Here is a 20,523-nt window from a genome sequence, read left to right on the forward strand (position 1 = left end):
GTACAGCGGCTCATACATTGCCAGCAATGTTGGGTAGGCGTAGCCGCTGCGGCGGGTCAGTCCCTAAAGACGGGCGAGCGTTTCTGCATGTTCGCCGTCATAGCCTCGGTCAGGTCCTGGCTCATCAGCATGGCAGCGTTCCAGGTGGCGATGTAGTTCAGGCTGTCGGCCACGCTGTGGTCGCGGGCGTAGGTGATCATTTCCTTGGTGCCGCGAATGGAAAGCGGTGACTTGGCCGCAATCGTGGCGGCAATCTCTTGCACCCCAGCGTAGAGCGCTTCGCGGCTTTCAAACACGCGGTTCACCAGGCCGATGCTCTTGGCCTCAGTGGCGTCCATCTTGCGGCCCGTGTAGGCCAGCTCGCGGGTGATGCCATCGCCCACCAGCTTAGGCAGGCGCTGCAGGGTGCCCACGTCGGCGGTCATGCCGATGTCGATCTCCTTGATGGTGAAAAACGCATCGGTGCTGGCGTAGCGCATGTCGGCGCAGGTCACCAGGTCGATGCCACCTCCTATGCAACCGCCATGGATGGCCGCCAGCACCGGCTTGCGGCAGCGCTCGAGGCTGGTGAGCGTGTCTTGCATATCCAGAATCATGCGGCGCAGGCTCTCGCGCATGCGGCCGTCGCAGTCGTTGGCAATCTGCGGGCCTATGCCCATCATCATTTGTAGGTCTATGCCCGCGCAGAACAACTTGCCTTCGCCTTGCAACACCGCCACCCGCGCCTCGGGGGTGCGGTCCACCCACTCAAAAGCCTGGCGGATTTCTTGCCACATGGTGGCGTTCATGGCGTTGGCTTTGTCGGGGCGGTTCAGGCGGATGGTGGCAATGTGTGCGTCCAGCGTGACTTTCAGGGTTTCAAACTCCATGCGTGTCTCCTTTTAGGTGGCAAATAGGCTGCTAGCGCAGTTGGAATGTGCGCTAGCTGCTACTATTTTTATAGTATTGATGAATCAGAAGCTCAGGTCTTGGCTGGCTTCATCATGGCCATGTAGGGCGCCAGTCGCTTGCCCATCTCGTCCCCCAGCGCCTGCAGGCCGCTCATGGGGCGCACCATCACTTCAAAGTCGGTGATCTTGCCCTCAGCGTCGAACTGCACCATGTCAATGCCCTTGAGTTCTTTGCCGTTGACCTTGGCGCTGAACTCCAGAACCAGGCTGTGGCCGTCGGCACTGGCCAGCTCGCGGTGGTATTTGAAGTCTTCAAACACCTGCACCACATTGGTCAAGATGACTTGCACTGCCTGCGCGCTGGGGTAAGGCGTATGCGCCATGGGCGAGCGGAACACGGCCTTGCGGTGCAAGATGGTGGGCAGCTCGGCCAGGTTGTTCTCGGCAATCATCTGGTGCCACAGCTTGAGGCTGGCGGCCACGGGTGCGGGCAGCGTTTGCGCCAGCGTGGGTGCAGCGCCGGCTTCAGCTGCCTGAGCAGGCTTAGCGCCAAAGGCCAAAGCCAGCTCGGTACCTTGCTTGATGGCACGCTTGGCGTCCAGCTCGGCAGCCACATCGGCACCGCCTATCAGGTGCACGTTCACGCCTGCGGCTTGCAGCTCAGCCTGCAGCGCGCGCTGCGGGTCCTGGCCTGCGCAAACCACCACGTTGTCAACCGGCAGCACCATGTCCTTGCCGCCCACGGTGATGTGCAGGCCGGCATCGTCCACCTTGCGGTAGGTCACGCCGTTGATCATTTCCACCTCGCGGTTCTTGAGCGAGGTGCGGTGAATCCAGCCTGTGGTCTTGCCCAGGCCGTCGCCCACTTTGCTGGTCTTGCGTTGCAGCAGGTAAACCTTGCGTGGGGTTTTCTCAATGTGTGCGGGCTTGATGCCGCCAGCTTGGGCAAACGTGGTGTCTACGCCCCACTCGGCAAAGAATTTGACCTGGTCCAAGCTTGGACTAGTGCCTTCGTGCAGCAAGTATTCGGCAGTGTCGAAGCCGATGCCGCCTGCGCCAATCAGCGCCACGGTCTTGCCTACCGGCTTCTTGTCGCGCAGCACGTCCAGGTAGCCCAGCACCTTGGGGTGGGTGATGCCTTCAATCTCAGGCATGCGCGGTGTCACGCCGGTAGCCAGCACCACGTGCTTAAAACCAGCCGCTGTCAGGTCTTGGGCGCTGACTTTTTGGTTGAGCTGCAGCTTCACGCCCGTCAGCTCAATTTGCTTGCCGAAATAGCGCAGCGTCTCGTAAAACTCTTCCTTGCCGGGCACTTGCTTGGCTACGTTGAACTGGCCGCCGATTTCGCTGGCCGCATCAAACAACGTCACCTCAAAGCCGCGCCTGGCCGCTTCGGTAGAAAAGGCCAGACCGGCCGGGCCTGCGCCCACCACGGCGATGCGCTCTTTGCTGGGGGCGGGGCTGTCCACCATCAGCGTCTCATGGCAGGCGCGCGGGTTTACCAGGCAGCTGGTGATCTTGCCGCCAAAGGTGTGGTCCAGGCAGGCCTGGTTGCAGCCTATGCAGGTGTTGATCTGGTCCGCCTTGCCCTCGGCGGCCTTTTGCACAAACAGCGGGTCGGCCAGGAAGGGGCGGGCCATGCTCACCATGTCGGCTTGGCCGCTGCTAAGAATTTGCTCAGCCACCTCCGGCGTGTTGATGCGGTTGGTGGCGATCAGCGGAATTTTCACTTTGCCTTTGAGCTGCTCGGTGACCCAGGCAAACGCGGCGCGCGGCACTTTGGTGGCGATGGTGGGAATGCGGGCCTCGTGCCAGCCGATGCCGGTGTTCAGGATGGTGACGCCCGCGGCCTCCAGCGCTTGCGCCAGTTGCACTACTTCTTCCTTGGTAGAGCCACCTTCTACCAAGTCCAACATGGAGAGGCGGAAGATGAGGATGAAGTTGGCGCCTACCCGTGCGCGCGTTTTGCGCACGATTTCCAGCGGGAAGCGGATGCGGTTTTCATAAGAGCCGCCCCATTCGTCGTCGCGCTGGTTGGTCTGCTTGGCAATGAACTCGTTGATCAGGTAGCCCTCAGAACCCATGATCTCCACGCCGTCGTAGCCCGCGCTTTGTGCCAGTGCCGCTGCGTTGGCGTAGTCCTCAATGGTCTGGCTCACCTCCTCAGTGGTGAGCGCATGGGGGCGGAAGGGGCTGATGGGCGCTTTCAGGGCGCTGGGTGCCACCAGCTCGGGGTGGTAGGCGTAGCGGCCAAAGTGCAGGATCTGCATGCAAATTTTTCCGCCTGCGGCGTGTACGGCATCGGTCACTACCTTGTGCTTGTCGGCTTCTTTTTGCGTGGTCATGGCAGCACCGCCGGGCATGGGGCGGGCGCGGTCATTGGGGGCAATGCCACCGGTCACGATCAGGCCTACACCGCCCTTGGCGCGCTCGGCGTAGAAGGCAGCCATGCGGTTGAAGCCGTCTTTGGCTTCTTCTAGGCCCACGTGCATGGAGCCCATGAGCACCCGGTTTTTCAGGGTGGTAAAGCCCAGGTCCAGGGGCTGGAGCATGTGCGGGTAGGTGGGGGCGGTGGTCATGGGGCGGTCTCCGTTGTTGTTAGGTGGCTGTGGTGCAACTATGCAACCAGTTGCAGTAGTGTAGAAGTCTAGCGAAGTTTATGCAACTGGTTGCATAGCTAGAGAGCTACCCTTAGACTCACCCCCATGTCGCTTGCCCACGCCGTACTCACCTCCCTTATCGAAAAACCGTCCTCAGGCTACGAACTGGCGCGCCGGTTTGACAAGTCCATCGGCTACTTCTGGCACGCCACCCACCAGCAGATCTACCGCGAACTGGCCCGCATGGAAGAAAAAGGCTGGATCGTCTCCGACTCCGCCCCCGACGCCGGCGCCACCCGCAAGCGCGAATACAAGGTGCTGCTTGCGGGCCGCGCCGAGCTGGTGCGCTGGACCCGCGAACCCGCAGCGCCCATGGATTTGCGCGATGAATTCATCGTAAAACTGCGTGCCGATGCGGCGCTGGACGAGGTGGACTTGAGTGCCGAGCTGCGCGCCCGCATGGCACAGCACACCGAGAAGCTGGCGCACTACCGGGCTATTGAGGCGCGCGACTTTTCACGGGGCGACGCGATGTCCCGGGCTGCGCGACTCCAGCATCTGATCCTCAAGAAGGGGATCCTGTATGAGGAAGGTAGCATCGCCTGGGCACTGGAGGCGTTGAAGGTGCTGGAGGGCGCTTAACGGGCCGGTTGACATAAATAAAGCGGGCGTCGTAGTCGCTATGGGGCAAGACAAAACCCCATCACTCTCAAAAAGCCCCCCCAATGCCCCGCTTGTTCTCGCTTTAGTTTTGGCGGTGGAACCTCAGAATTTGCGCAACTGAGGAGATCGCATGGCTTTGCAATACCAACTGAAAGAGGGCAGCTATTGTTTGTATGACCTGAGCACACCGCAAAGTGTGGCCACAGGGGAGCACCGGCTGCGCTTGAAGACCGACACCGTGGCCATTGCCTTTGACGCCAGCACCGGCAAGCTGCACGACCATGGGGCGCCTGGGCGCATTCAGTCGTGGGCGACTTCGGCACGGCGGCGGTTGCGCGCATCCGGCGCACATGACAGTGCCAATGACATTGTGGTGGTCTCCGGTCCACTGCCGGTGGACGAAATCAACAAATGCTTGGCCATCAAAGGCTACTGTGGGCACCTGTATCGCCGCCTATCGAGCCTGCCGCACGGCAAGCTGATCAGCCGGGCACGCGCGGCCGCTTGAGGGCTTGGTCTAAAAAGTCCAAGATCTTGCCTGCGTTGTCAGGCGCGTTGAATCGGGCACCCCCATGGTCTGCGCCCTCGATGGGCTCAAAGCGTACCTGGTCTTTGCCCAAGACAGCGCCTGCCTTGGCCGCAAAGTTGACGGACTGGGTGATCGGAATATTGCGGTCAGCGGTACCGTGCTGGACATACAAGGGCGGGTCGTCGGGTGTGAGGTAGCTCAATGGATTGGCCTCTTGCACCAGTGTCTGCGCTTGCGGGGTGCCTATGACCTGCCCCAAATAGCGGGACTCGGCGGAAGATGGCGCGTTGGTAGCACCCATTCTGCCGCTGGTGCCCAGCGCAGCAAACTCTGCATCCATTGCTCCAAAGTCGATGGGCCCAAACCACACAATGGCTGCCTGCACTCTGTCAGAGGTATCCATCAGCCCCAGCGCAGGGTCGCTCAAGGCTTGAACCCCACCAGACAAAGCCGCCATGGCCGACAGGTTGCCGCCGGCAGAGCCTCCCCAGGTGGCAAAGCGGTTAGCGTCTAGTTGGTACTTCGCCGCATTGGCACGCAAAAAGCGTATGGCGGCCTTTACGTCATTCACCGCAGCAGGAAACTTTGCTTCGCTGCTTAAGCGATAGTTGATAGACGCCAGTGCATAGCCACGCTGCAGCCCCAGCAACATAGGCCCGATGTCGGCAGACTTGGAGCCCAGCATAAAACCGCCGCCATGGATTTCAATGATCAAAGGGTAAGGACCTTGGGCGTCGTTGGGTAGGTACAAGTCCAGCGTCTGCGCAGGCGACATGGCTGCATACGGCACATCCAAGAACTTGCTATGGATGCCCGAGGTATCGGCGCGCTGAGGCGCCATGGCGCCCGGCATCAACCCGCCCCCAGCGCTGCGCTGCACAGGCTCTGTCTGCGCGACGGCCGCGCCACTAAGCGCCACCACAGTGGCCCAAACCAAGCCCCGCATACCCCGTTGTTTTCTCATGGTGACCTCCAGATTTACCGTAATGATTTGCACACGGTTAGCTGCATCGTTTGCGCTTGTTAGGCCAGTGTATGCCGTGCATGTAAAGCGCGTGCAAAGGCAGTCGCCTTGCTTTGCCATACCCATGCCTACGCAACGCATCGGCATCACTTAGACTGCTCTGAAGCCCCCCATGGTCTGCAGCCCCCTGTAATAAACCACGCCCATCTACGACCAAAGGCCATAATCTTCAAGAGGGTGAGTGGCATGACAACACGGGCATCAACACACGGCACGCACAAGCCACCCGTACACCCGCCTTGGCGGCGAGCGGGCATCGCTATCGTTTGGCTACTGCCGATTGCTTCCATGGCTGCGCCCTTGGCATGCAGCATGACGTCTGGTGCACAGCGCACGCCGGTGATTGAGTTGTACACATCGGAAGGTTGCAGCTCCTGCCCACCGGCGGATAAGTGGCTGTCCACCTTGAAGGGCAAGGCCGTGGTGGCGCAAGCCTTTCACGTGGCCTACTGGGACTACATTGGTTGGAAGGACCGCTTTGCGTCCCCCGAGTTCACCCAGCGTCAACGCGACCAGGCGGCCACGCAAGGCTTAAACAGTATTTACACACCGCAATTGGTTCGCGATGGGCTGGATTGGCGCAACTGGCGGCAAGGCTCTGCTGCACAAGCTGAAGGCCCGGCAGGGGCCACAATTACCTTGCGCCGTAGTGCCGACAACATTAGTTTTGAAGCGCAGGTGCAACCCCTGGACCCCAACCGCCGCTGGTCCGCGTATTGGACGGTGACTGAGCACGGACACAGCTCACAAGTCAAGGCCGGAGAAAACGCGGGCGAGACTTTGCAGCACGACTTTGTGGTGCGCCAGTACGTGCCGGTGGGGCGCTACACGGGCAAGCAAACGCTACAGTTCACCGCCATCCCACAGCAGGCCGACCACCCCCGGCAAGTGAACCTGGTGCTCAGCGATGTGCAGACCAACGCCCCGCTACAGGCGGTGAGCCTGCAATGCCCGATGTAAACCCGCCTTCAAGCATCACCTGCTAGCGCAACCTAGGAGTGTTCAAAGCCACAGAGGCACGCCTCAACCGCGCTTGGCAAACGTGCGGCGCACCGTAGCAGCACCTGCTCCGCTGCCGCTGTCTGGTGCGGTGGCGTGGGCGGTGGACACCGGCTGTGTGGGCGCACAGCGCAGGGCATCAAAGGTGGCGTTTAGCTCTTTCTTCAAGGTCTTGAGTTGGGCCATGTGCGCGTCGATTTGCGCCATCTTGGCTTTGAGTTGCTGCTCAATTTCTGTGCGGCCAAAGGTACCTTGGGCCACCTGCGGCAAGATGGTTTGAATCTCGGCCAATGAAAAGCCCAGCCCCTGCGCCCCGCGCACAAAACGCAGCAAACCCACATGCGCCTCGGTGTAACTGCGATAACCGTTGGCTTGTCGCTGTGGCGCGCCAATCAGACCTTGTTTTTCGTAGTAGCGCACGGTGTCGGTGGACACCCCCACGGCTTTGGCGAGTTGACTGATATTCATGGTGGCGGATGCGTGGTGAGTTGGCGATGTGGCATGGCGACACCGCTGAACGATGAATGCTTGACATTGGAGCATAGACCAAGCTTTACGCTCGGTTCTTTTACCCCATTGGACAAGCCATGTTGCACCCTTTCAAGCTTTTGCTCACGCTCGTGTTGCCGGTTGTTTTAACAGCCGCGCTGCACGCCCAAACCACAAACCCCAAGCCCAGCGCCGCGCCTGAAGTGGGGGTTGCCATCATCAAAACATCGCAAGTGGCCGTGGTGGAGGCGCTGCTGGTACCTGGTGGCAGCCTCACCCAACAAGTGGACTCCAACTTCTCAGCCTTTTTGATCAAGCACGGCAAGGACTACCTGTTGTTTGACACCGGCATGGGCAGCCAGATTGACGGCCAATACCAACAAGGCATGCCCATTTGGTGGCGCCCGTTTTTTAAGTACGACAAGCCCGTAGTCCCTGCGCGTGCGCAGCTCGACAAGGCTGGCATCGCCCCGCTGAAACGTGTGATCCTGAGCCACAGCCATTGGGACCATGCGGGCGGGGTGCAAGACTTTCCCGAAGCGAAAGTAGGCGTTGCTGCGGCAGAACTGGCGCTCATTCGCCATCCCAGCACCGGCCCTGGCGGCACCTGGGAGTCGCAAATCAGCGCCGCCTCCATCCAGTGGGACGCACTGGCGTTTCAACCGGTCCCATTCAAGGGCTATCCCGAAAGCCTAGACCTGTACCAAGACGGCAAAGTAGTGCTGGTACCCATGCCTGGCCACACCCCGGGCTCCATGGGCCTGTTTGTGACCACTGACTCGGGCACGCAGTACTTCTTCATAGGCGACGTGGCGTGGACCGTGGCCGCTTTGCAGCAGGGCGAGCCCAAGTTTTGGGTGGCCGGCAAACTGGTGGACGGCGACGCGCAGCAGACCCAAAGCAGCCTAGAAAAGGTGCGCGCACTGATGCAGGCAGAGCCCAACTTGGTAGTAGTGCCCGCACACGACAGCGCAGTGCAAGGCGCTTTGGGCTACTTTCCGGCTTGGGTGCCGTGAGCAGGTTCTGGTGAAGCGTCATCCGAGTGAGCGGTGGAGTTGGGCTGTCAGCCACCGCAGGGCTGCAAAGCAAAATCACCGTCTTTATGTCTGAGGCTTATCCCTTGCCCATGCAGGCGAGACACAGCGCCAGCGCCGTGTCCAGGTCCAAGTTCTGCAACGCTTCGTCCAGACCGTCGAGCGACTCCGCAGGTAGGCTCTGCAGCGTGGTGCGCAATTCGGCAAAGCGCTGCAAGGCCGCCAGATCCGACGCTTGAAGCAAACCGACCAACTCCTGTAAAGCGGCGTGCGCTTGTGGGGTTGCCAGAGCCAATGGCGACGTTGGGGCTGACGCCGGTTCCAGCGCCTCCATTGCTTGGTGCAGCGACGCGGCGGTACTGATGACCAAGGCTTCCAGCGTGGTCAGTGGCAGGGGCTTGGTGTCAGGTCTGGCATCTGCGCACAGGGTCTCCAGTCGGCCAGCCTCTTGGGCAAGCGCCGTGGCTCCCACCGTGCCGGCATTGCCTTTAAGGGTGTGCAGCAGCATGCAGGCTTGCGGGTGGGCACCTGTCTCAACCAACGCCCGTAAGTCCGCCACCACAGAGCCCAGCCCCTTAGAAAAATCGCGCGCGGTGCGCACATACAGGGACCTGAGGCCCGACATGCGCGCAATCGCGGTGCCCACGTCCAGCCCCGCAATGGACAGGGCCGCTTCGGCCAATACCTCTGGCACAGCGCCATGTGTATCCCCTCTACTTGGCGTAAACCGAGTGGTGCGAATCAACAGCGACACCAATTGCGCCATGTCAAAGGGTTTGCCCACATGGTCAGTCATGCCACGGGCCAGACACATTTCGCGGTCACCGGCCATGGCATTGGCGGTCATGGCCACAATGGGCAGCGCTGTCAACCCCAAGTCTTCGCGAATACGTTGGGTTGCGCCATAGCCGTCGAGCACGGGCATCTGAATGTCCATCAGCACCGCATCAAACGGGGGCGCGGCAGCGCGCACCGCCTCCACGCCCAGCAGCCCATTGGCGGCCAGGGACACCACGGCCCCCTCCATGGTCAGCAATTCCTCGGCCACCTGTTGGTTGATCAGATTGTCTTCCACCACCAGAATGCGCATGCCGTTGAGCTGGCGCAAACTGCTGCCCCCGCGCGCCGACTGCCTGACCCTAGAGTGGCCCGGGGCTTGCTCATCGGCCGCTTCCCGCAACATAGAAGCAGTGACCGGCTTGACCAAAAAGCCGTGCAACAGGGCTTGCTCGTCGGGCGAGCGCTGCGACAGGTTCTCTCGGCCATGGGCGCTCACCATGACGGTGCGCAGTGGCGCAAGACCACTTTGGGCACACCATTGCTGCAAAGCGGCTGTTGTCTGCCAGCCGTCCATCTCAGGCATCTGCCAGTCCATGTAGACCACGTCGTAGGGTGGCTCACTGTTGGGCCCATGGGTAGCAGCAACCAAGGCCAGGGCCTGCGCCCCGCTGGTTGCCAGGTGGGCAGTCCAGCCCAGAGACTGCACCATGCGCACCAGCAAAGCCCCGGCAATCGGGTTGTCATCCACGACCAATGCGCGGCGCATCGCCGACTGGGTGCCCTGCGCGTTTTCCGCGTCCTCCAGGTCAGCGACCACCGGCAGCGTGATGGTGAAGAAAAAGGTGCTGCCCACACCGGGCGTGCTGTTGATGCCAATCTGTCCGCCCATGAGCTCGACCAAGCGCTTGCAAATGGCCAAGCCCAGCCCGGTGCCACCAAAACGGCGGGTGGTGGACGCCTCGGCCTGCGAGAAACCGCTAAAAATGTGTTGCTGGTGCTCCGGGGCAATGCCAATGCCGGTGTCCTGCACTGAAAACTGCACGGTGACCTCCTCGGCACTGCACGCCTGCACTTGCAGTGCCAGCACCACCTGCCCCACCGTGGTGAACTTGATGGCATTGCCGCACAGGTTAATCAGCACTTGCTGTAAGCGCATCGCATCGCCCAACACCACCTCAGGCAAAGCAGGGTCTACGTCAAACAGCACCTCAATGTTTTTGGCACCCACATTGGCTGAGAGCACCACCGCCAGTTGGCGCAACAGGGCATCAGGCCGCAGGGGTTCCCGCTCCAGCGTCATCTTGCCGGCGTCCACCTTGGAGAAGTCCAAAATGTCGTTGAGTAGGCCCAACAGCGACTTGGCAGCGCCCTCGGTCTTGCTGGCGTAGTCTCTTTGGCGCGACGTTAAGTCGGTGTGTTGCAGCAGGGCGAGCATGCCCAAGATCGCATTCATAGGGGTGCGAATCTCGTGGCTCATATTGGCCAGAAACTGGCCTTTGCTCTGGCTGGCGGCCTCCGCCTGGTCACGGGCCTCTTTGAGCGATTGGGCATGGTGAACAGCCTCGGTGACGTCAATGTTGGTGCCGACCACGCTCACCGCTTGGCCATGTGCGTCTCTCCCGAGTCGACCAAAACCGCGCATGTGGCGTACAGTGCCATCTGGCCACACGACCCTGAACTCGCTGAAAAAGTCAGCCCCTGTCAACAAGGTCCGTTGGAAAGCAGCATCAGCCGCGCCTATATCGTCAGGGTGCACATGAGCCGCCCAAAAGCCGTAATCACGGGCTTCTGTGCAGGGCTCCAAGCCGTGCAAACGGTAACTCTGGGCGTCCCAAATGAGTTCCCCCGTCACCAAATTGAGGTCCCAAACACCTATGCCACTGCTCTCTGTGGCCAATCGCACCTTCTCTTGCGCCGCAAGCAACTCACTGGACAAGGCGGTCAGCGCACGTTCTCGCTCAGCCAGGGCACGCGCGCTGGCCTCAGCACGGTTGCGGGCCTCTAGCAATTCAGCTTCAAACCGGCTGCGCTCACGCGATACAAACAGCACCCAGTGGTAGAACTCCATGTCCCCATCGAGCCAGCGTTTGCAGTTGGCCAAGACCGGCGTACGCGCACCCTGCCGGTCCAGCACCTCCAGCTTGATTTCTTGAAGGTGCCCGTCGTGCAGCACCATGGGCAACAAGTGGGTTTGCAAGAAGATGCGACTGGGCACCGGAAGCATGCCCTCCATGGACTGGCCGCACCACCGCTGGCTGTCACCCCCCACCAAGTCCAGCAAACTGGCGTTGACCGTCGCGATACGTCCGTATCGATCAGTGACCAATACCGGGCAAGGCAGTGTGTCGAAGGATTGCAAGGGGTAAGCGGTGCCTAAATGAATGCACGAATCAACTCGATCACCGCTTGCGGGTGGCTCATGTGGGCGCAATGGCCCGACACGTCCAACACCTTCAAGGTGCTGTTGCGCAAATGGGCATGCACAAATTCGCCTACGGCCAAGGGCGCGAGCGTGTCGTGTCGGTGCTGAATGACCAGGCAGTCTTGGCCCACTTTGGCCAAGTCGGCCCGGTTATCGGAAAAGAACGTGGTCTGTGCAAACACCCGTGCAGCCACCGGGTCGGTAGAGCAAAAGCTGTTGGAGAGTTCCCGTGTCACTGCGCCCGACTCGTCTTGTGACGCGATGACGGGCGCCAGGTAGTTGGCCCAACCGATGTAGTTTTGATCCATCAACGCCAGCAAGCCCTCTAGGTCCGCGCGCTCAAATCCACCGACATAGCCTTCTGCATCATTCACAAAGCACGGATTGGGGCCCAAGAGCACCAACTTACGGAACAGCTCGGGCCTGGCAATGGCGGCCAACACGCCAATGCTGCAACTGACAGAGTGGCCGATGTAGATCACATCGCCCTTCAGGCTCAGGGCGTCACACACCTCGATCAGATCTTGGGCGTAGCCCTGCAGCGATGCGTAGCGTTGGGGGTCAAAAGCGCCTATGTCAGACTGGCCACTGCCCACATAGTCAAACAACACCTGCTGGGTTTCACCCACAAAGGCGGGGGTAATGCGGTCCCACATGTTCTGGCTGCAGCCAAACCCATGCCCGTAGACCAAGGTCGGGCCAGAGCCCTCTAAGACATGCACATTGTTGCGTCGCAGAACTGTCATGAGAGCCTTTCAAGGTGGGGTCAAAAGAGGATAGCACCACGCCCTATTCTTGGCAAAGATCCATCCAGCTAGCAGAACACCGGCATTGAATGGCTCAAATCAGTCATCCCTTGAGGGCATGTCAAGGAAAGTATCACGGCATGTCATCGATCGCGCTTGGCACAGACTGGGGTGCCACGGTGGGCAACCACAGGGTGAACTTTACGCCGTGACCTGGGGTGCTTTTCAGCGCAATGGTCCCACCCAAAGCGCTTTGCACCAGGTTGTACACAATGTAGAGCCCCAGCCCCGAGCCGCCCTGGCCAAAGCGCGTCGTGAAGTAGGGGTCAAAGGCCTGCTTGACCACTTCGCTGGTCATGCCTTGTCCGTCATCTGCAAAGACCATTTCCACGCCCTGCTGCCCGTCGTGTGCTAAAGCTTGAACGGTGATGCGCAGATGCAGCGCAGGCAAGTCGCCTAAGCCATGGACCACGGCGTTTTGAATGAGGTTAGTCAACACCTGCTCCAGCGGCCCCGGATGGCTGTCCATCGTCATACCGGCTGGAATATCTACCTCAATCGTCACCGGTTTCGTCTTAAAGGAGGGCCTGCACATGGCGATCGTGTCTTGCACGACAAGGCCAAAATCGAAGGTCCGCCGACGCAGGTTCGATTGATCCACTGCGACCTGCTTGAAGCTTTCAACCAGCCGGGCCGCACGGTCCACATTGCGCATGACCAACTCCCCTGCAGCCAGCCCTTCATCCAGAAATGCCTCTAGCTGGGAACGGCGCAAGGTGCCACTGGTCTGCGCATTGGAGAGGTTCCGTAGGCCATCGTGCAATGCACTGACCGTCGTTAAGGCGTTGCCCAAGGGAGTGTTGAGCTCGTGGGCAACACCGGCCACAAGCCCACCCAGCGCAGCCAATTTTTCAGCGTGGACCAGTCGCTCCTGGGCCGCTCGCAACGCCTGCTCAGCCTCTTTGCGCGGCGTGATATCCGCAACGCTACCCACCATCCGCAAAGCCGCGCCATTGGCGTCGCGTTCCACGACATCACCCCGGTCATCGACCCACAACATGCCACCGTCCTTTCGCCGCATGCGGTGCTCCAACCGATAGGGCCCGTGCCCCTCCAGGCAATGGCCGATAGCCGCCTGAATGGCAGCGCGCTCCTCTGGGGGCGTCAGCGTGTCAAACACAGAGATGTTGCGGTGCTGCTCTTCGAGCGGAAAGCCCATCATTTCACTTAAGCGCGGGCTGTTGTACATCGTTCCGTCTCGGACGTTCCAGTCCCAGATGCCTTCACCGCTGGCGGTCATCACATGCTGCAAGCGCTGCTCGCTGCTGGCAAGTTCTTCACGGGCCCGCTCCAGTTGCTCCAGACTGAATGCCAGCTCTTCATTGCGTTGCGCAATTTCCTGCGTACGTTGGATAACACGCTGTTCCAACGCGCCATTGAGCGCATGCAACTCTTGCTGCGCGCGTTCGCGCTCTAAGCGCATACGGTTCAGCGCAACGGAGAACAGCACGACGCCAATGATGGTGTACGGTGCAGAGGAGAAATACCGCGCGCTAGCCACATCCATGGAGGCAAACCCCATGGCAATCAGTATCACGGGGTGGAGCACCAGCACAGCCGCCAGCAACGGATGCCCGACACCCCGCTCATCTTTAGCCGCGTCCATACAGAGCAGGGCACCATAGGCAAAGAGCACCAAGGTCGCCCAATCTGCAACGCCTGAAATTCTGAGCATGCCTGCCAGAATGACCATCACTGGCAAAGTAAGCCATACCAGAAGGAAAACCGTGCTTGGCTTCCAGCCCGGGCGCTCACAGAAGGCGCGCAAGCCAGCCACCATGGCCGCCAAACTGCCAAAGCCCGCTAGCATGGCGACGGCCAACAACCACCGTGAGGACTGGCGCAGCGCATCGGGCACTAGCAGTGGCGTAATCAACCAAGGAGCCGCCAGATTCAGCAATGCACCGGTGGCCATGGACAGGCTTAACCAGCCCAAACCCCAACCGCGTCGCATGGCGCGGTGCTGCCACATCAAGATGGCAAGCACGGCCTGCAACAGGCCGCAAGCCTGCGCGAATGCCTCGGGTGAACTGATTTCAGACCACATGGATGTGCTGCACTCCGTAACTGGAATAGCACCAGTGTGGCATAAACCCATACCTTGCGAAAGCTCCAGGGCGAGCCGGAACTAAGGTCGCACCACTCCACTGAAGCAGACCTTCAGCATTGACTTACATGGGGCTCTCGCTTGGCTAGCTGCGCGATAGCAGCTGTTCAATATCTCGGGCCGCATTCAACAAGCGCCGCACCGTTTCTTTGGTGAATTCCTTGGTCCGCTCTTCAATCCCATCTGGATGCAATACCCATAGACCCTTGTCATCCCGCAAAAGCCTTTTGCTTGCTTGCAAGGCCTCGAGCTTGCGTCGCAATGTCTCTCTGGGCAAGCCTGATATCGCGGTCAGATCTGAAAGCCGCACCCCCTGCAACGCCTCTTGAGGAACACTGTTGACAGGCGTCTCCTGAGCGGAGTCTCTCCCGGTGCCGAAGTACTTGATGGCACCCAAATGTGCGACCAATCCCCACACATACACAGACTCGAAATCCATTTCCATTTCCACAGACAGGCGACGCATGTGATCCATCATGTGCCGGTTGGCAATGAATGCAACCGCACCGAATGAGCGTTCGAACTGCTCGTCAAATGAACCAGGCATAGAGGGCTTGATAGAACAAAAACAAAATTGTCGCCCACACAAAGCGCTTTGAGGTCCAGCGCAGTGTTTGACCCCATATTCACTGCGTCATTTGAGCAAGGCGCCAAGGCTTTGGTCCCCACGGTGAGTGCATCAAACCCTCTTCACCGGTTTGACGACACACACGAGCATCGCACAGCGCTTACATCCCTCGCACGACCAAGAAGGCGTTAACCGTACTGCAGCCTGTTTTGACTAGCGCTACGCCATGCCGCGTGAGCCCACAAGTTTTCAAAATCTGAAGCCCCAAGGGGCTTTGAAAAAAGGTAGCCCTGGGCAATGCCGCAGCCGTTTTGACGGAGCCAATCGCACTGTTCCTGTGTTTCCACACCCTCTGCGACCACGGCCAATTCCATGGCTTTGGCCATGTCAATGACCGCTTTGACGATGGCGCAAGAACCTGCATTGCCAGGTAGGCCACGAACAAAAGACTGGTCGACTTTGATGGCATCTACCTTGAGGCGCTGCACACAAGAAAGGCTCGAATACCCTGTTCCAAAATCGTCAATAGACAGTTTCACGCCCAATTTCACCAAGCGATCGACGGTTTCCAGCACAGTGTCTTTATCGTGCATGAACACTGATTCTGTAATCTCCAATTTCAGCAGCGACGGGGGCAAGCCGGAGCTGCGCAAGGCCTCTGCTACTTGGAGTTCAACATTGCCACGAATGAACTGCACCATAGAAATGTTGACCGATATGGAGGAAATCTGCAGCCCTTGTGCAAGCCAAGCCGCGGCCTGCCGGCAGGCGGTATGGAGAATCCAGGTTCCGATGGGAAGAATGTGTCCTGTCGTCTCTGCAACCGGTATAAAAGTGGCCGGCGATACCTGTCCGAGCTCAGGGTGAGTCCAGCGCACCAAGGCCTCTACACCGCAAAAAGAACCATTGGATAAATCCACCTGCGCCTGCCAAAGCAGGCTCAATTCGTTCTTTTCGACGGCACGTGCCAAATGGGATCGAATGCGCATGCGAGATGCGGCTTCGTCGTTCATTTTGGCATCGTAAAACCGGTACGTGCGCCCCCCAGCCGCCTTCGCCTTGTACATCGCGGTATCGGCACAACGCATCAAACCGGCGAAATCGCTGGCGTCGTCTGGGAACATGGCAATGCCCACTGAAAACGACAAGGGTATCTCCTGGTGCTGAATGGAGAGATACCCATTGGCAAGCTCACTGAGCTTTTCGGCAACGCTCGAGACTTGCGCTAGGTCTTGTACCTCATGAAGAACAATCGAAAACTCATCGCCGCCTTGGCGGCTCACCGTGTCGGTGGCACGCAGCAGTGACTGAAATCGCTCGGCGATGGTGCACAACAGCGCATCTCCGGCATCGTGCCCCAGTGTGTCGTTGACCTCTTTGAAATTGTCCAGATCAATAAACATCAACGCAAACTTGGTGCCATGCCGACCCGCGGTTTCTGTGGCCTGGTCCACCCGGTCCCGCAAGAGCGTGAGGTTGGGCAGGCCCGTGAGCGGATCGTGGTGGGCCAAATGCTGCAGTTTCGCCTGGCTCTCCAGCACCACCCGCTCCGCCGCCAACAGACGGTCTCTTTCGCTCAGCGAGCGTGTCTGCCGATACACAGCGAATACCAACACCAGAAAGGCCGCCCACACCAGCGGAGTGCGCAGAATATGCGGAACCGTATCACCAACGGCCAAGAGACCTAAGGTGCTGGTCGTAAGTGCCACCATCACCAGAGGCAGCTGGCGCAGGACTCCTTCACACAAACGGTCATAGCTGGCGGACGTGTCCACATGGCTCCGCCAAACGTAACTCGCCCAACCAATCGTCAGTGCTGACAGAGAGAACGCCAGGCTGGTCATGGTGCCAAGTTGCTGCTCTCCCTTGAGTTGCCCTAGGTTCCAAGACATCCATGTCAAACCAAGTGCACAGATACCGATACCTAGAGCGAGCGAGCCCACCCGCCACCGTTGCCTGTCATGCAGTTGCAAAATCACAAAACAGGCTCCTGCGCTCAGCATACCGACGGGATAGCTGCACAGCACAAACAGCTGAAACTTCCGACTTTCCCCCGCTACGGAGAGGTACAAGGTCAAGGTCAGTATCCCAGCACCCAAGGCGAAGCCCGCAACATCGGCAAGCACCTGCGTCCACCTATCGCGGCGGACCAATGCCAGAAAGCCTGTAAGGAAGAAAACCGTGGAAGGGAAAAAGACCAGGTCCGACGGCCCCGGAAAAGGCGTCCAAGCTACGTAGGCCTGCACGTCCCAAACCACTTGCCCCAGACCAAGGCATAGCAAGCCCAAGAATTGATGGCGTTTGGCAATCGCCAACTCGGGACTGGACGCCCGATACCCGCTCCATGCCATCCATGCACCCACAGCAAATGCCAAAGTCCACTGAATGTTCTGTAGGAGCACCGCGTGTTCGGCCTCGGGGTGCAATCGAACCTGCAACCAACAGGCAAGCACGACAATGGCAGTCGCCAAGGCAAGTGCTGACTTTGGAGTCCTATTACTGTTTGCTTGACTGCCCATTGCTCCCCTCGATCTGTCAGGGCGCAATACCCTTGATATTCACTTTGGAAATACGAGGTGAAATTGTGGCGTGCAGTGAAGGAAATATGAGTGAATTTGCAAACTCAGCCGCCCAAAATGGGCGAAACCAGCGTTTCCCCGCAAGCCAGCGGCAATCCACGCCGCTCGATCACTACATTTTTGATAGCTGCTTGCGCATATGCCATGGGCGTAGCAGCCAGTTTTAGACCTCAACTCCCTCTTGCGCCAAGATCCAGTTCACCTGGGCGGCGATGGGGTCTACGGCGAAGGTGGCGTCAAACAGGGCGCTGCCTACCGTGAAGCCCCAAGCGCCTGCAGCTTGCATGGCTTCAATGCGCTCTAGCCGGTCTATGCTGCCTGCGGCAATGACGGGAATGTTGACGGCCTGCACCACGCGGCGGGTGAGTTCGGGCACGTTGCCGTCGAAGCGGTAGGCCAGCAAGTCCAGGCCGTGCACACCTTCGATAGCGGCTAGGGCTTGGGCGTCGGCCACGATCTCGTCAATGCTGCCTACCAAGCGCGTGGGGTGGCCCACGGTGTGGCCCGCAAACGGAAAGTAGCGAATGCCCGTGCCGCGCAGCAGCGCTGCGGCCTCGGCGGCATGGCGCCCGCCCAGCACATAGTCCACCCCCAATTCCACCGCCGCTTGGATGGACGCCAGCTCTGTTTCGCGCGTGCTGCTCACCACCTCCAGCATGACGGTGCGGCCGTCGTCGTGGATGGCCTGGGTGAGCGTGGCCAAGTCTTCCATCGGCAGGCCAATGTCTTTGAAACCCACACAGTCCAAGCGGCAGCCGCGCAGGCCTTGGTACACGGCGTGGGCGTCTGCCACAGTGCGGTCGCTATGGGTGAGCATGAGGATGAAGCGGCTCATGGGGTGTCCTTTTTTTCAAATAAGTGATGAATGAATGAGCGCGCTTACCGCGCTGCCGCGCCTTGGCTGAGCTGCACGGCAGCGCGCAGGGCGGTCTTAAGGCTGCTGGCATCGGCAATGCCCTGGCCCGCAATGTCAAACGCGGTGCCGTGGTCTGGGCTGGTGCGCACAAAGGGCAGGCCTGCGGTGACGTTGACGCCGTCTTCCACGCCCAAGAGCTTGATGGGAATCAGCCCTTGGTCGTGGTACTGGGCCACCACGATGTCGTAGCGCCCCCGGCGGGCTTGCATGAACACGGTGTCACCCGGGTGGGGGCCGCTGGCGTCTACGCCCATGGCTCGGGCCTGGGCAATGGCGGGCGCAATGATCTGCAAATCTTCGCTGCCAAACAGGCCGCCTTCGCCTGCATGGGGGTTGAGCCCTGCCACCGCGATGCGCGGTTGGGCCATGCCCATGGCTTGCAGGCTGCGGTGGGCCAGCAAGATGATGCGCAACTCGCGCTCCACCGTGAGCAGCTCTAGGGCTTGGCGCATGGCGCAGTGCACCGTGACCAGTATGGTGCGCAGCTGGGGGTTGACCAGCATCATGGCGGTGTCGGTGCTGCCGGTGCGCTCGGCCAGCATTTCGGTGTGGCCCGGGTAAGGCACCCCTGCAGCGGCCAGCGCCTCTTTGTGGATGGGCGCGGTGCAGATGGCCGCCACCTCGCCCCGCAGCGCCATGCCAATGGCGCAGTCAATGGCCTCAAAAGCCGCTTGGCCCGCCAGCGCGCTCACCTGCCCCATGGGGAGGTCATCCGGCAGCTCGCCCACATCCAGCACGTCCACCACGCCCGCAGCGGTGCGGTGCTGCGCAGCGTGGGTGATGCGGCGCACTTGCAAGCCAGGCGCGAAACGCTGTGCTGCGCGCTCCAGCGTAGCTGCGTGCCCCACCACAAAGGCGGAGCAGACCGGGTTGATCGCGGGGTCGGCAAAAGCCTTAACCACAATTTCGGGGCCAATGCCAGCGGCATCGCCCAAGGTCACTGCGACGGTTGTCATACCTGTCCTTTCATCAATGCTTGGGCACAGCGCACCAAGGTGTGGGAGTCGCCAAAGCCACCGGCTTTGGAAATAAGGGGGACCCACTGGTTCGCCACCTGCATCAGGCACAGGGGCACGCCGGGTTCTAGGTCTTGCAGCACGCGCAGCTGCGTGGCGCCCAGCGCCTGCGCCAAGGCTTTGGCGGTTTCGCCGCCAGTCACCACCACGCCGTCGCACTGGCCACTCTGAATGGCCTGCGCCAGTTGGGCTACCAAGGCCTGCGTGGCTGTCAATGGGTCGCTGCGCACCAGGCGGGTCAGCAACAGTGGCACGGTTGGGCAGGCTAAAGCCAATGTGGCGGCCTGCGCGTGCGATACGGGGTTCACACTGCCCACCAACACCCACGGGGCTGCACTGACACGCCACGGGCTGGGAGCCACTGGCTGCGCGGGGGCCAGCGCCTGCGCCAAGGCCCGCACAATGCCGGTAGAGCCAGCCCACAGCAGGCCGGCATCCCCCACAAATTGCCGAGCGGCGTGTTGCAGTTCTTCGTCGGTAGCAATGTCTAACGCCACGGCGGTGTGGCCTGCGGCAAAGGCCGCCTGCGCTTCGCCAACCGTGGCAACGAGGTGCAGCGCAATACCCACTGGGGCAAAGTAGCCCAGCAAGCCACTGTGCCGCACGGGGTTGTGCGGGTCTTGGCCAAAGGCGGAGCGGTGCACCGGTGTGCCGTGCAGCAGCACTTCACCGTGCTGCATGGTGCGCCCTGCCGCCGGAAAAGAGGGCACCACCAGCATGCGCGGCTTGCCGCTGTGCGTCCATGCGCTGGCGCACTCTGCGGCAAAAGGGCCGCGCAAGGTGGAGTCAAACTGTTTGACCAACACGGGCGCTGTGGCCCACTGCTTAGCCCACGCCGCCACGCGCTGGGCAGCCACCTCAGGAGCACACAGGCGGCTGTCGGTGTCGGCGCTGAGCACTGGCAGGGTGGGGTCATAGGCCTCGCCCATGGCCACTGCGGTGGGCCAGCCCCGCTGGGCAAAGGCGGCCACACCGTCGGTGGCGCTGGTGAAATCGTCGGTGATGATTCGTATCTGCATGCCGCCAGTGTGCGGGCCTCGGCCCACCAATACCCACCAAAACGGCTGCAAATTTACCCACCAAACAGCGTGCAAGGGCATA

General features: G+C 60.5%; 15 protein-coding genes and 1 pseudogene. 4 read left to right on the forward strand and 12 right to left on the reverse strand.

What is annotated here, in order from left to right:
* Positions 1–56: 56 nt before the first annotated feature.
* Both EXZ61_RS21345 and EXZ61_RS21350 read right to left on the reverse strand, forming a co-directional pair.
* Positions 57–869 (reverse strand): crotonase/enoyl-CoA hydratase family protein, encoded by an 813-nt coding sequence (locus EXZ61_RS21345; protein WP_142813931.1) that lies wholly within the window; start codon positions 867–869, stop codon positions 57–59.
* A gap of 581 nt (positions 870–1,450) precedes the next feature.
* Positions 1,451–3,469: pseudogene (locus EXZ61_RS21350) on the reverse strand (oxidoreductase); the annotation flags it as partial.
* 126 nt (positions 3,470–3,595) lie between these two features.
* Here EXZ61_RS21350 and EXZ61_RS21355 point away from each other — a divergent pair.
* Positions 3,596–4,132, forward strand: coding sequence for a PadR family transcriptional regulator (locus EXZ61_RS21355; RefSeq protein WP_142813933.1), 537 nt, complete (start codon positions 3,596–3,598; stop codon positions 4,130–4,132).
* 151 nt (positions 4,133–4,283) lie between these two features.
* On the forward strand, positions 4,284–4,661 hold the full coding sequence (locus EXZ61_RS21360) for a hypothetical protein (RefSeq protein ID WP_142813934.1): 378 nt from the start codon (positions 4,284–4,286) through the stop codon (positions 4,659–4,661).
* On the opposite strand, the gene EXZ61_RS21365 is transcribed toward EXZ61_RS21360, so the two are convergent.
* Positions 4,636–5,646, reverse strand: coding sequence for an alpha/beta hydrolase (locus tag EXZ61_RS21365; protein ID WP_201799098.1), 1,011 nt, complete (start codon positions 5,644–5,646; stop codon positions 4,636–4,638). The two genes, EXZ61_RS21360 and EXZ61_RS21365, sit on opposite strands and share 26 nt — an antisense overlap.
* Before the next feature lie 246 nt (positions 5,647–5,892).
* On the opposite strand from EXZ61_RS21365, the gene EXZ61_RS21370 reads away from it, so the two are divergent.
* Positions 5,893–6,666: a DUF1223 domain-containing protein gene (locus tag EXZ61_RS21370; protein WP_142813935.1), complete on the forward strand. Its 774-nt coding sequence runs from the start codon at positions 5,893–5,895 to the stop codon at positions 6,664–6,666.
* A gap of 63 nt (positions 6,667–6,729) precedes the next feature.
* Here EXZ61_RS21370 and EXZ61_RS21375 read toward each other — a convergent pair whose 3' ends face one another.
* Complete coding sequence (locus tag EXZ61_RS21375; RefSeq protein ID WP_168224854.1) at positions 6,730–7,173, reverse strand: heavy metal-responsive transcriptional regulator; 444 nt, start codon at positions 7,171–7,173, stop codon at positions 6,730–6,732.
* A gap of 119 nt (positions 7,174–7,292) precedes the next feature.
* On the opposite strand from EXZ61_RS21375, the gene EXZ61_RS21380 reads away from it, so the two are divergent.
* Positions 7,293–8,210 (forward strand): MBL fold metallo-hydrolase, encoded by a 918-nt coding sequence (locus EXZ61_RS21380; RefSeq protein WP_142813937.1) that lies wholly within the window; start codon positions 7,293–7,295, stop codon positions 8,208–8,210.
* 97 nt (positions 8,211–8,307) lie between these two features.
* Here EXZ61_RS21380 and EXZ61_RS21385 read toward each other — a convergent pair whose 3' ends face one another.
* From EXZ61_RS21385 to EXZ61_RS21420, 8 genes are all read right to left on the reverse strand, one after another.
* A complete protein-coding gene (locus EXZ61_RS21385; protein ID WP_168224855.1) occupies positions 8,308–11,367 on the reverse strand; it encodes a hybrid sensor histidine kinase/response regulator in 3,060 nt (1,019 codons plus the stop codon).
* Between the two features lie 14 nt (positions 11,368–11,381).
* On the reverse strand, positions 11,382–12,176 hold the full coding sequence (locus EXZ61_RS21390) for an alpha/beta fold hydrolase (protein WP_142813939.1): 795 nt from the start codon (positions 12,174–12,176) through the stop codon (positions 11,382–11,384).
* A 133-nt stretch (positions 12,177–12,309) separates the two neighbouring features.
* Positions 12,310–14,283: an ATP-binding protein gene (locus EXZ61_RS21395; protein ID WP_168224856.1), complete on the reverse strand. Its 1,974-nt coding sequence runs from the start codon at positions 14,281–14,283 to the stop codon at positions 12,310–12,312.
* Between the two features lie 145 nt (positions 14,284–14,428).
* Positions 14,429–14,890: a hypothetical protein gene (locus tag EXZ61_RS21400; RefSeq protein WP_142813941.1), complete on the reverse strand. Its 462-nt coding sequence runs from the start codon at positions 14,888–14,890 to the stop codon at positions 14,429–14,431.
* 209 nt (positions 14,891–15,099) lie between these two features.
* Positions 15,100–17,382, reverse strand: coding sequence for a putative bifunctional diguanylate cyclase/phosphodiesterase (locus tag EXZ61_RS21405; protein WP_168224857.1), 2,283 nt, complete (start codon positions 17,380–17,382; stop codon positions 15,100–15,102).
* Between the two features lie 271 nt (positions 17,383–17,653).
* Positions 17,654–18,325 carry a nitronate monooxygenase gene (locus tag EXZ61_RS21410; protein ID WP_142813943.1) on the reverse strand — a complete coding sequence of 224 codons (672 nt, stop codon included), beginning with the start codon at positions 18,323–18,325 and terminating at the stop codon, positions 17,654–17,656.
* Between the two features lie 44 nt (positions 18,326–18,369).
* Positions 18,370–19,362, reverse strand: a complete 993-nt coding sequence (gene pdxA, locus EXZ61_RS21415) for a 4-hydroxythreonine-4-phosphate dehydrogenase PdxA (protein WP_142813944.1) — start codon at positions 19,360–19,362, stop codon at positions 18,370–18,372.
* Positions 19,359–20,522, reverse strand: coding sequence for a four-carbon acid sugar kinase family protein (locus EXZ61_RS21420; protein WP_168224858.1), 1,164 nt, complete (start codon positions 20,520–20,522; stop codon positions 19,359–19,361). Before EXZ61_RS21420 ends, pdxA begins: the two co-directional genes overlap by 4 nt.
* Position 20,523: the final 1 nt, after the last annotated feature.

The organism is Rhodoferax aquaticus, from assembly GCF_006974105.1.
GTDB lineage: Bacteria > Pseudomonadota > Gammaproteobacteria > Burkholderiales > Burkholderiaceae_C > Allorhodoferax > Allorhodoferax aquaticus_A.